Source organism: Streptomyces sp. NPDC096012, from assembly GCF_040426375.1.
Taxonomy (GTDB): Bacteria; Actinomycetota; Actinomycetes; order Streptomycetales; family Streptomycetaceae; genus Streptomyces.
In genome coordinates this window covers 99,488-111,389 of sequence record NZ_JBEOTD010000029.1, presented here as the reverse complement: position 1 = coordinate 111,389, position 11,902 = coordinate 99,488, and the positions used below count along the sequence as shown (strand labels likewise).

The following is an 11,902-nucleotide window of genomic DNA, read 5'->3' as shown; positions in this document are numbered from 1 at the left end:
CCGCCTCCGGTGATCGGGACCGGAGGCGCCCCGCCGCGCCGGACCGAGGCGGCCAGCGCCGCCCCGCCCACCGCAGCCCGGCACCGAAAAATGCCGGTGTCGATCCCTGACGGCCTGGTTAGTGTGACCAGGTGACGGAATTCAACGCCCTTGAGGACGCTACGGGATGGCAGAAGGACTTCGAGCGACGGCGACGCGACTCGTACACGGCGGCCGGACTCGGTCCCGCCGCCGTGGAGCGCGTGCTCGAGGACATACGCGCCCGCATCGGGGACTGGACCGTCGCCGAGATCACGGACGCCGGTAGCCGAGTGGGACACGTCGCCGTGGTCGTGACCGACGACAACGGCACGCCGGCCGGCCGGATCGGCGACCTCCGCGTCGATGGGCCGCACGCCGGCCGGGGGCACGAGCAGGCCGCCCGGGACTGGGCCGAGCGGTGGTGCGAGGAACGCGGCGCACGCCGGCTGGACATACGGCTCACCGGGCCCGCCGGCGAACTGTTCGGCGGCTACCGCGTCCGCGGCCAGCTCAGGATGCGTCGTATCGCTTCCCCACCGGAACCGGTCGACGGCGTCACCGCGCGGCCGATGACCGAGGCCGAATACCCCGAGTGGCTCGCGGCCGAGAAGCTCGCCTACGTCGACGACATCGTCAGGTCGGGCGCCATGGGCCGCGAGGAGGCCGTACGCAAGTCCGACCGTGACTTCGCGAAGCTGATCCCCGAGGGTCTGGCCACGCCCGACAACACGTTCCTGGTGCTTCAGGCCGCGGCCGAGCGGATCGGCACGGGGTGGTTGAGGCACGGGCACCTCCCGGGCGTCACGTACGGATACTCGCTCTACGTAGAGGAGCGGCACCGCGGCAGAGGCTACGGGCGCGCCGCGATGGCGGCGGGCGAACGGGCCACGCTCGCCGCCGGCGACTCGGCGCTGATGTTCACCGTGTGGGGCGGCAACGAGGTGGCGATGAACCTGTACACGAGCACCGGATACCAGGTCGTCGAGGAGGACCGGTCCATCGGCCTTCCCCGCTCCGCGGCCTGACACCCACTTCGCGGGGGTGCCCGCGGCCGCCGGCCGGTCCGACCGTGGGGTCGTACGCCTCGGTCCGCGGCCACGGCACATGCCGGGGAACGGGTCCGGGCGTCGGCGCCCCTACCGTCTGCCCGTGTGACGCACGGATCGAACAGCCCATCAGCCGGCCCCGCGCGGCGCGGCCTCCTCACCCCCGGGGCGGGACGGCCGGCACGAGGGATCAACGGCGTTGCCCACCGGCGGCTGACACGCCCTCGGAACCCTCGGTCCGGTCGTCCTCGTCGGGTTGCCCGGCTCCGGTGGGCCGATGTCCCGGGGTCAGGGGCGGGCGGTCCGGCCTCCCGAGTGCGCCGCCCAGCGCCCGTCGCGCCGGGTCACCGTGATGTCACGCCCGAAGCAGGCCGTCAGAAGGGCGTCGGTCAGCACGTCGGCGATCTCGCCCTGGGCGAAGATCCGGCCCTCCCGCAGCAGCAGAGCGTGCCCGATCGCCGGGGACAGCTCCTCCAAGTGGTGCGTGACCGTCACGGTGGCCAGCCGCGGGCGTCCTTCGGCCAGCTGGTGGAGGGCCTCGATGAGGTCCTCCCTGGACGGCAGGTCGAGCGCGTTGAACGGCTCGTCCAGGAGCAACAGGGCCGGGTCGGCCATCAGCGCCCTGGCGATCAGGACGCGGGCCCGCTGACCGCCCGAGCACACGCCGTACGGCCGGTCTCCCAGCTCCTTGACACCCAGCTCGGACAGCAGAGCCCCGGCCCGCTGCCGGACCTCGTCGTCGTACGTCCGCCACAGCGGCTGAACAGTGCCGGTGTGCCCGGTCAGGACCACCGTGTGGGCGGTGAGGTCCTCGGGAACCCGCTGTGCGGCGGTGACGTGTCCGATGCGGGCGCGCAGCTCACGGACGTCGACGTGGCCGAGCCTGCTGCCGAGCACCTCGACGGTGCCGGTCGTGGGATGCGTCAGGGCGCCGAGCAGCCGCAGCAAGGTGGTCTTACCGGCACCGTTGGCCCCTAGCAGCGCCCAGTGCTCTCCGGGTCGGACCGTCCAGTCGATCCCGTCGAGGATCAGGTGGTCGACCGTGTGGCGGCGGACGGCCACGTCGCGGAGGTGGACGACGGCCGCCCCGGATCCGTCGGCCGCGTGCCCCGCAGTCTGCCCGGCCATCCGGCAACCCCTCTCGTCCGGGACGTCGTCTCCACGCCGAACGGTAGGTGTACCGAACATGTTGTTGTCGGGTCGTCCGGATCCTGGACCTCGGTCCATGCCGCCGGGTGGCTGGACGTCGCCGGTGCACCGGCGCGGCCTGGGGCACCAGTAGGCGGCGAACGGCTGTCCCACGACGCCCCCGAAGGCGACCGGGCTCTTCGTCCGGACGCCTCGGGCGCGCAGCCGGCCGGCCTGGTCGCGAGGGGGCCGGGCCGCGGGGCGGTCGCGGGCCGGTGGCGCCGTCGCCGTCAGGTTTCGAGTCGTTCCCGGTCGCCCATCACCACGACGGGGTACTGCGCCGGATCCAGGGTGCGCAGAAGCGTCTTCATGCCGGATTCCGGGACGGTGACGCACGCCGACGTACCGTCTCCGTGGTCCAGGTGCAGCCATATTCCGCCGCCCTTCTCCACTCCGTCGGGCCGGTTCCAGTCGAAGGGCGGGGTGCCTTCGAGCCGGTTGTAGTCGATGGCGATGACGTAGTCGAAGTCGTGCGTGTGCTCTTCACCCGGATTCAGCATGGTCGCGTAGGCGTTGTCGTCGTGCCAGTACCTCAGCCGGCTCCCGGGGTCCGCGAGCGATCCTCCCGCGTCGGTGAGGGTGAACACCCCGACGGGGCTGCGTTCGTCGTCCATCCGGTGGTCGGTCGTCCAGCCCAGCCTCCCGTTGTGCGCGGGCCAGCTTGCCGTCTGTTCCCAGGTGGAGCCCCGCTTCTGGTAGAGAACCGCGACGCTCTCGGGCGAGTCCCTGCGGTCGCCGTAGACGACCACGGCCTGTCTGGTACCAGCCGGTACCCGCGCCCACATCCGGTCTCCGACACCCGGCAGCCGCGTGCCCACGACCCCACCGGGGGAGGCCGAGGCCGCGCCGGGCGCGCCGCCGGGGGACTTGCGCTCGACCGTGTCGCCGCACCCCGTGACAGCCGCCAGCAGGAGGCCGCAGGCAAGAGCCGTGCGTGCGGCTCGCCGCATTGTGCGTGCGGCTCGCCACACATCGCGCTGCCGCACACCGTGATGCCGTGCACGGCCGTGCTCCTTCGGCCGGCGTGGAGACTGGGTCACCGTAGATATCCACATGATCAGGATCTTGTGGCGCACGGGGTGCCCCCCGCATCCGGACGCGGCATCCGGCCCAACTGATCCTTCCGGGTGACTGGGCCGGGCGTGAAGGCAGCCCAGCCCAGGGCCACTTGGCGGAGCAGACAGGGCGGCGGGGCAGGGAACTCGGCGGAGCAGACAGAGAGGCGGGGGGGCAGGGACGGTTCAGGGCGGCTCGATCGCGAGGTCGTCCACGACCGCCTGGAGGCGGCCCGCGTTCCGTTCCGCAACGCGCCTCTGCCGTGCGTGGCCGGCACCCTTGAGGTGGGCGTCGCTCAGCCAGTCGCCGACGCACTGGTCGTCGCCGTACCTGCTGAGGTGTGGCTCGACCCGCTTCCACAGTTCCTCGATCAGCCGGCCGACCGCCGTCGGGGCGCATTCGCGGGTGTGGGCCGCGGGCAGGGTGCCGGTCGGCCCGTGCCGCGCGGCCCGCCAGCAGGCTGCCCTCAACAGCAGGTCGGACACCTCGGGTGCGCGTTCGCCGGCGCGTACCACCTCGACGGCGTGGCCGACGAGGGCGCGCACGAGCAGCGCGTACGCGGCGGCGCTCGCGGAGTCGGGCAGTACGTCCGCGACGCGCACCTCGATGGTCGGAAGGTGCGCCGAGGGCCGGACGTGCCAGTACATCATGGCCGGGTCCATGGCCGCCCCGGTGGCGACGAGTTGGTCGACGACCCCGTCGTAGTGGGCCGCGCCGTACAGGTAGGGCGGGGGCCCCGCGGAGGGCCACCGGCTCCAGACCATCGAGCGCCAGCTCGCGTACCCCGTGTCCGCTCCCCCGCTGTAGGGGGAGTTGGCGGTGAGGGCGAGCAGCAGGGGCATCCAGCCGCGTAAGTGGTTGACCGCCAGTACGGCTTCTTCGCGGTCTGCCACGCCGACGTGTACGTGGCAGGAGTTCACTCCCTGGTCGTCGACGACGGGCCCGAAGCGGCGTTCCAGGGCGCGGTAGCGTGCGTGGTCGAGGAGGGGCGGTGGCCCGGACCGGCCGAGGATCGCCGTGCCGCTGGGCACCAGCAGGCAGTCGTACTCGGCCGCGGCCGCGGCGGTGCCCTTCCGCAATCGGCCTATCTCCGCCTCCAGTTCGGCGGCCGTACGGCACACCGCGCTCACGGTCTCCACCTGGGACCGCGAGAGCTCGGGCGTGGCGTGCGGGGCGCCGAGGTGGGCGCGGGCCGCACACACCACGGAGGGCGATCGGTACACGGCCGACCTGGTGTTCCGGTCGGCCAGGACGAACTCCTCCTCCACGCCCACCGTGGGTGGTGCGGTCGCCTCGGGTGGGAGACCGAGGCCGCCGACGGCGGCAAGGGGTACGGCATCACGCGGCTCTGGCACGTCCAGCCCTTTCGGCAGACACGGGACAGGGATCCACTGGTCGCTGCACTGCACGGCTCGCGCCGGCCGCTGGCACGCTCGGGCGCATGGGCCACTTTCTGTCGAACAGCGGGCCGGAACCGCCATGTTGAGCCTTCGCCCTGGAGTGCCGCAAGCGGTTCCCAAGCCACCATCGGGGCACGCGAGCCGCCGCCGCCCCCTTCAGCGGCCCGGCTGCCCGGCTACCCGGCGACCGCCGGCCCTTCTTCCGCGGACACCCGGGACGCCACTGTTCACCAGGCGTACGGTTGCGCCAGGCGTGACGGCGGGACAGGTGCCCCCCTGCCGACGGACGCGCATGGCCGAAAGCGTGGCGCCCTCGGGCGAGCGGGCGACGCCGGCCTGCCGTCCCGCGACCGCCGCCGGTCACCGGCTCGCGGCCCCGGACGCAGGACGGGTCGCGGACCCGAACGTATCGGTCCTCGGGTTAGCCCACCCGGGTTCCCTGGACCTCCTGGACACGATCGCGGCGGTGCGTCCCGTGGCCGCCACCCGCCCGGTGGGCCATGTTGCTGACCGTCGAACCGATCGGCACCGGCCGGATCCGAGGGAGGCCCCGGGTGGGCGAGCTGTACACCGACGGCGAGTGGACACGGGCGGCGGCCGGCCTGCGGCGGGAGGCGCTCGATGCCGACGGCGCCCCCGTCACCACCGTCGCCGAAGCCGAGGCCGAGGCCAGCACCGCCGTGGACCGCGCCGTGCGCGCCGCCCGGCGCGCCGTCGAGGGGGACCGGGTGAGCGCACCCACCCGCCACCGGGCCCCCGAGCCGGTGGTGACCCTCCTGGTCGCCGCTGAACGCGCCGCCGCTCTCGTCACCGGCCGCCCCGGGCCCGGGTGTCAGGAGGGCGGGCGGTGACCGGTCCACAGCCTCCCGCACCGGCGGCCGGCGGCACGGGAGGGGAACCGGGCTCGGAGTTCCGCAAGGACATGGGGCCGTGGGCGAACTTCGCTCTCGGTTTCACCTACCTCTCCCCCGTTGTCAGCACCTACACCCTCTTCGGTACCGCGCTGGCCACCGGCGGGCCGCCGATGATCTGGGCGTTCCTGCTCGCCGGCTGCGGCCAGTTCCTCGTCGCGCTGGTCTTCGGCGAGATCGTCGCGCAGTACCCCATCGCCGGCGGTGTCTACCCCTGGGCCAGGCGGCTGTGGGGCAAGCGCTGGGCGTGGATGACCGGCTGGGTGTACATGTGGGCGCTGCTGGTGACCATCACCTCGGTCGCGTACGGCGCCGGCCCCTACATCGCCATCCTCTTCGGTTTCCGTCCCACCGTGCACACCACGGTGCTGTGCACGGTGGTGCTCATCCTGGTCGCCGTCCTCATCAACTACATGGGCACGAAGGCCCTTTCGGCGGCGGCGGTGATCGGCTTCACCGGGGAGCTGGTCGGCGCGCTCGTCGTCGGTGTCTATCTGCTGTCCACCCACCGCAAGCACGGCATCGGCGTCGTCTTCGACTCCTACGGCACCGCCGGGAACGGCTCCTACGTTCCGGTGTTCCTGGCATCGGCGATCATCGGCTTCTACCAGTACTACGGCTTCGAGGCGTGCGGCGACACCGCCGAGGAGGTCGCCGATCCCGGCCGGGTCATCCCCCGGGCCATGCGCCGCACCATCTACGTCGGCGGGGCGGCGGCCACCTTCACCTGTCTGTCCCTGCTGCTCGCGGTCCCGGACTACCGCGCGGTCATCTCGGGCAGGGACCGCGATCCGGTGGTGCACGTGCTGTACGACGCCATGGGTGAGGTCGGTGCCAGGCTGGTGATGGCGGTGGTACTGATCTCCTTCCTGTCCTGCACCGTCAGCCTGCAGGCCGCCGCCGGCCGGCTCATCTACTCCTACGCCCGCGACGAGATGATCGTCGGGCACCGGTTGCTGCGGCGGTTCTCCCACGCCCGCGCGGTTCCCGGATACGCGCTGCTCGTGGCCGCCGTGGTGCCGATGCTCATCGCCTTCGGGTCGCTGGTCTCCGCCGACGCCCTCACCAAGATCGTCTCCTTCGCCATCCTCGGTATCTACGGCTCGTTCCAGATGGTGGTGCTGGCCGCGCTGCGTGCCCGGCTGAAGGGGTGGCGACCGCAGGGGAAGTTCACCCTGGGACGCTACGGCCTCGCGGTGAACATCGCGGCCCTGGCATACGGCATCTTCGCCATCGTCAACATCGCCTGGCCCCGCACCCCACAGGAGCCCTGGTACGACAACTGGATCGTCCTGCTGTGCGGAGCGGTGGTGGTGGCCACCGGTCTCCTCTACATGTTCACCACCCACCACTACGGCCGCGGCACCTCACCCGCCGGTGACGCCGTACCGACACGGTGACCTCCGCGACCGCACCTTCGGCGTGCCGTCGACGGCGTCACCACCCTCCGGGCCGCACCACCCGGTGGTGCCGGGCCGTAAATCAGGTGTGCGGGCGAGCAGGGCGGGTTATGGTCGCCCGCATGAACGTCACCGGCCGAAGCACCAGCGCGACCGCGCGAGCGACCAGCTCGCCGGTTGCCGCCGCCTGACCTTCACCTCTTCCCATCGGCGACCGGAAACGGCCCGCCGGTGGTGCCTCGGCTTCCTCGCCCTGGTGTGAACGATCCCGCGGTCCCGTTCTCCGGTGCCTCCCCCGCTTGACGCGAAGGAGCCACCTCATGAACACCGATCAGGTAGTCCGCACCTTCATCGAGTACTTCGAGGAGCGCGGGCACCGGCGGATCACCGGTTCGACGCTGCTTCCATCGCCCGGCGACCCGGTGCTGTTCACCACCTCCGGTATGCACCCGCTCACGCCGTACCTGGAGGGCCGCCCCCATCCGCAGGGCCGGCGGCTGGTCAACGTACAGCGCTGTCTGCGTACCACGGACCTGGACGAGGTCGGTGATCCCACTCATCTGACGGTCTTCGAGATGCTCGGCACCTGGTCGCTGGGCGACTACGAGGGTTCGCTGAGCCTCGGCTGGGCCTATGAGCTGCTCACCGAGGGGCTGGGCGTCGACCCGGGCCTGTTGCAGGCCACCGTCTACGGCGGCGACGACCGGGTCGGGCCGGACACCGCTTCCCTGCGGCTGTGGCAGGAGCGGGGCGTCCCCGTGGAACTCACCGTGGAGGACAACTGGTGGTTCAACGGCCCGGTCGGGCCGTGCGGTCCCGACTCGGAGATCTTCCTCTGGAGCGGTGAGGGGCCGCCCCGGTCGACGCCCACGCGTGACGACCGCTGGGTCGAGGTGTGGAACCACGTGATGATGCGTCACCGCCGGCTGGAGGACGGTTCGCTGGTACCGCTCCCCCAGCGCAACGTCGACACCGGGCTCGGCCTGGAGCGGCTCGTCTCGCTGCTGCAGGGCAGGACGTCGGTGTTCGACTGCGACGTCTTCGACCCGTGGCGGCGCCTCCTGCCGGCCGTGTGGCCGTTGGACGAGCCCTCGTTCCGCCTGGTCTGCGACCACCTTCGCTCGGCCGTGGTGGTACTGGGCGACGGAGTGCGCCCGGCCGGCACCGGGCGGGGCTACGTGCTGCGCCGGCTGGTGCGGCGGCTGCTCACCGTGCTGTGGCGGGACGACCCGTCGCGCAGCCTCGAAGACCTGCCGGACGAGCTGGTCGGGCACACCCTGGACCGCTTCCGGCAGGACGTGGGCCCCGGCGGGGTGCGCCGGGAACTGCTGGCCGAGGAACAGCGGTTCGCCGGGCTCCTGCGGCGCGGCCGGCAGGTGCTGGCCCGGCCGCGGTTCCGGGGCCCGCTGACGGACGACGACTTCCGCTACCTGCACGACACCCACGGTCTGCCCCGCGAGCTGGTGGTGAGCCTGCGTCAGGAGTGACGGAGCGGGCGGACGAGTCGGCCCGCTCCGTCACCCGCGAGCAGTTGGGCGAGCGCGTACGGCGTCGAGGCGGGGCCGTCGGAACGCGGGCTGTCAGCGGGCCGTCCAGGCGCGGAGTTTGTCGGGGTTGAGCACGGCCCAGACATGGTTGATCCGGTCGCCGGTGATGTCGAACGCCATCACCGACACGGTGACACCGTCGAGTTGGGCCACCAGCCCCGGCTGGCCGTTGACCGTGCACTCCACGAGCGTGAGATCGGGTGCCGCACCGCGCCGGTCGGCGAAGAAGCGTGCGACCTGCTCCGCGCCCTCGACCGGGTGCAGCGCGGCCGTGACGAGTCCGCCGCCGTCCCCGGTCGCCGTGGCGTCGGGGGCCAGCAGGCCGATGAGGCCCTCGATGTCCTTGGCCTCCCACGCCTGTTTGAAGGCTCTGACGACATCGGCGCGCTGGGCTGCCGAGACGGCGTCGGGCTGCGCCGAGCGGATGCGGCGGCGGGCCGAGGAGGCCAGCTGACGGCAGGCAGCGGGGGTCCGGCCGACGATCTCGGCCACTTCGGTGAAGGGGTAGCGGAAGACGTCGTGCAGCATGAAGGCGACGCGCTCGGCGGGGGTCATCGCTTCGAGCACGACGAGGAAGGCCATGTTGACCGACTCGTCGAGGGTGACGCGGTCGGCCGGGTCGACGATCCCCGCCCCCGGCCGCCCACTGATCCACTCCGTGCGGTCGGGCAGCGGTTCCGGGATCCATTCGCCCACGTAGCGCTCACGCCTGGCCCGCGCCGAGCCGAGCAGATCGAGGCAGATCCGGCTGGCGACGGTCGTCAGCCAGGCGCCGGGGGCGTCGATGGCCTCCCGCTGCGGTCCGGACATGGCGTACCAGCGGGCGTAGGTCTCCTGTACGACGTCCTCCGCGTCGGCGAGCGAGCCCAGCAGCCGGTACGCGAGGTTCGTCAGCTGCCGCCGCTCGCTCATGATCGCGCTCAGCCCCGGTTCGGAGTGGTCCGGTCCGGGCTCGGACGGGTTGGTCATGGTGTCACCGGCTCCCTCGGTCGTTCCTGCTCACTCTTCACGACGAACCGTCGCATCGAACTGTCAGGCCGGCTCGCGACCTCACATCTCGCGGGGCTCTCTCGTCGTACCCGTCGGAACCACCCAGGAAGGAAAACATTCATGCAATCCGTGAACGTCGCGATCATCTACTACAGCTCCACCGGCACCATTCACGCCTTGGCGAAGGCCGCCGTCGAGGGCGCCGAGAAGGCCGGCGCCGAGGTGCGGCTGCGCAAGGTCGCCGAAACGGCCCCTCCGCAGGCGGTCGACGCCAGGCCGGAGTGGGCCCGGCACCTGGAGGAGACCGCCGACGTCGCCGAGGTCGGCCACGAGGACCTGGAGTGGGCCGACGCGGTGCTGTTCGGCACCCCGACCCGCTTCGGCAACCCGGCCAGCCAGCTCAGGACGTTCATCGACACCACGGGTCCTCTGTGGTTCCAGGGCAAGCTCGCGAACAAGGTGTATTCGGTCTTCACCGCCTCCAACACCCTGCACGGCGGGCAGGAATCCACGATTCTGGCGCTGACGAACACGTTCTACCACTGGGGCGGCATCATCGTGCCGCCCGGCTACACCGACCCCATCCAGTTCCAGACGGGCAACCCCTACGGCACCTCGCACGTGGCCACCGAGGGCCTTCCCGGTGAGGTGCCCCTGCAGGCCGCCCGCTACCAGGCCCGCCGCGTCGCGGAGACGGCGGCCGCCCTCAAGGCGGGGCGCACCGCCTGATCGACCGCTGAGGGTTCGAGCCCGTCACAGCCGTGTGTGCCCCCCGTCACAGAAGCGTGGCGGGGGGCACACACGGCGTCCGGCTGCCCCGGGTCAGCGGATCCTCATGGTCGCCATCATGCCCATCGCCGAGTGGTCGAGCATGTGGCAGTGGTACACGAAGTCCCCAGCGTAGGTGTCGAACGTCGCCTGCAGTCTGACCGTCTCACCGGGCTGGAGCACCACGGTGTCCTTCAGGCCCGACTCGGCGGGACCGGGCGCGTTCCCGTTGCGTTCGATCACCCGGAACTGCACCAGGTGCATGTGGAAGTTGTGCGCCGCCTTCACGTTGGTGTTGGTGACCGTCCACACCTCGCTGGCGCCGTGGCGGACGCCGGCGTCGATCCGCGCGGGATCGTAGAGCTTCTCGTCCAGGAACGCCTGCGGGTCGGGGCGGCCGTCCTCGTCCATGCGCATGACGACGGTGCGGCTGCCGGTCGGCGTGGGCAGCGGGGGCAGGGTGCGCAGCACGGACGGCACGGAGCTGGGGTCGTCGGCGGTGTGCGTCACGTCGAAGCGCATCACCTGCCCGACCTGCTCGACGGGGCCGCGCCCCGCGGTGTTCTTCAGGACGAGCTGGGTGCCGACCGGGTACCGCGAGAAGTCGATGACGACGTCGGCGCGTTCGCCCGAGGACAGGTAGACGGACTTGGTCGTGTTCGGGCTCGGCAGCAGTCCGCCGTCGGAGCCGATCTGGATCATGTCGCCGCCGTCGGCGAGGCTCAGCTCGAAGAAGCGCATGTTGGACGTGTTGGCGAAGCGCAGCCGGTACTTGCGGGCGGCGACCTCGAAGTACGGGTAGGGCACGCCGTTGGCCAGAATGGTGTTGCGGTTGCGATCGCTCATGGCGTACAGCAGCCGGCCCGTCGCGTCGAAGTCCGCGTCCCGCAGCTGGATCAGCACGTCGTACTTGCCCTTGGGCAGCGGCAGCGCGTCCTCGGTCGAGTCGCGGATCAGATAGCTGCCCTGCAGGCCCCGGTAGACGTTCTCCGACTCCTGGTGGTGCGCGTGGTCGTGGTACCAGAGCGAGGCGTGCGACTGCTTGTTGGGGTAGAAGTACACCCGCTCGCCACCCGGGTCGATGGTGTCCATCGGACCGCCGTCGCTGTTCTGCGGCACCGAGGCTCCGTGCAGGTGGCGGGAAATGGGGACGTCCAGCCCGTTGCGCTGGACGACGCGCACGGGGCGGTTCCTGCGTGCCTTGATGGTCGCGCCGGGGAACTGGCCGTCGTACGTGAACAGTTCGGTCTGGACCCCGGGAACGATCTCCTTGGTGACCTTGCGTGTGGTGACCTCGTAGGTGTCCACGCCGCCGGCGGTGGAGACGGGCCGCGCCACGGGTATCAGGGGCATGGGCACCTTGAAGAGCTCTATGGCCAGGGGGGTGGTGCCGGTCGCCGGTGAGTCCGCGGCCTCGGCGGCGCGGGCGGAGAGCAGGGGGGTCAGCGAGGCCCCGGTGAGTGCCGCGGATCCGGTCGCGATCCCCGCGGCCAGCACGCGGCGTCTGGTGGCCATGATGTGTCGTCCTCCTTGGATGGTGCCTGGTCGAACCCGTCGGGTGTGCCGTGGCGCCGC

Annotated in this window: 10 protein-coding genes; 5 read left to right on the top strand and 5 right to left on the bottom strand. The window is 71.7% G+C overall.

Translation table 11 applies throughout. The features are described 5' to 3' along the window. Nucleotides 1-131: 131 nt before the first annotated feature. Nucleotides 132-1,046, top strand: coding sequence for a GNAT family N-acetyltransferase (locus ABVB68_RS25585; RefSeq protein WP_353603476.1), 915 nt, complete (start codon nucleotides 132-134; stop codon nucleotides 1,044-1,046). 309 nt (nucleotides 1,047-1,355) lie between these two features. Here ABVB68_RS25585 and ABVB68_RS25580 read toward each other — a convergent pair whose 3' ends face one another. The 3 genes from ABVB68_RS25580 to ABVB68_RS25570 form a co-directional block, all read right to left on the bottom strand. After that, on the bottom strand, nucleotides 1,356-2,195 hold the full coding sequence (locus tag ABVB68_RS25580) for an ABC transporter ATP-binding protein (RefSeq protein WP_353603475.1): 840 nt from the start codon (nucleotides 2,193-2,195) through the stop codon (nucleotides 1,356-1,358). 290 nt (nucleotides 2,196-2,485) lie between these two features. Beyond that, nucleotides 2,486-3,004, bottom strand: a complete 519-nt coding sequence (locus ABVB68_RS25575; RefSeq protein ID WP_353603474.1) for a hypothetical protein — start codon at nucleotides 3,002-3,004, stop codon at nucleotides 2,486-2,488. 492 nt (nucleotides 3,005-3,496) lie between these two features. Beyond that, nucleotides 3,497-4,666, bottom strand: coding sequence for a carboxylate-amine ligase (locus tag ABVB68_RS25570; protein ID WP_353603473.1), 1,170 nt, complete (start codon nucleotides 4,664-4,666; stop codon nucleotides 3,497-3,499). A 599-nt stretch (nucleotides 4,667-5,265) separates the two neighbouring features. On the opposite strand from ABVB68_RS25570, the gene ABVB68_RS25565 reads away from it, so the two are divergent. From ABVB68_RS25565 to ABVB68_RS25555, 3 genes are all read left to right on the top strand, one after another. Further along, nucleotides 5,266-5,562 carry a hypothetical protein gene (locus ABVB68_RS25565; protein ID WP_353603472.1) on the top strand — a complete coding sequence of 99 codons (297 nt, stop codon included), beginning with the start codon at nucleotides 5,266-5,268 and terminating at the stop codon, nucleotides 5,560-5,562. After that, the gene (locus ABVB68_RS25560) at nucleotides 5,559-7,022 is read left to right on the top strand and encodes an APC family permease (RefSeq protein ID WP_353603471.1); all 1,464 of its coding nucleotides are present in this window, start codon (nucleotides 5,559-5,561) and stop codon (nucleotides 7,020-7,022) included. Before ABVB68_RS25565 ends, ABVB68_RS25560 begins: the two co-directional genes overlap by 4 nt. Nucleotides 7,023-7,342: 320 nt before the next feature. Then, the gene (locus ABVB68_RS25555; protein WP_353603470.1) at nucleotides 7,343-8,509 is read left to right on the top strand and encodes an alanine--tRNA ligase-related protein; all 1,167 of its coding nucleotides are present in this window, start codon (nucleotides 7,343-7,345) and stop codon (nucleotides 8,507-8,509) included. 93 nt (nucleotides 8,510-8,602) lie between these two features. Here ABVB68_RS25555 and sigJ read toward each other — a convergent pair whose 3' ends face one another. Continuing rightward, nucleotides 8,603-9,538, bottom strand: coding sequence for an RNA polymerase sigma factor SigJ (gene sigJ / locus ABVB68_RS25550; protein WP_353603469.1), 936 nt, complete (start codon nucleotides 9,536-9,538; stop codon nucleotides 8,603-8,605). A gap of 141 nt (nucleotides 9,539-9,679) precedes the next feature. Here sigJ and wrbA point away from each other — a divergent pair, with 141 nt between their 5' ends. Then, nucleotides 9,680-10,288, top strand: coding sequence for an NAD(P)H:quinone oxidoreductase (gene wrbA, locus ABVB68_RS25545; RefSeq protein ID WP_353603468.1), 609 nt, complete (start codon nucleotides 9,680-9,682; stop codon nucleotides 10,286-10,288). 93 nt (nucleotides 10,289-10,381) lie between these two features. Here wrbA and ABVB68_RS25540 read toward each other — a convergent pair whose 3' ends face one another. After that, nucleotides 10,382-11,842, bottom strand: coding sequence for a multicopper oxidase family protein (locus ABVB68_RS25540; RefSeq protein ID WP_353603467.1), 1,461 nt, complete (start codon nucleotides 11,840-11,842; stop codon nucleotides 10,382-10,384). Nucleotides 11,843-11,902: the final 60 nt, after the last annotated feature.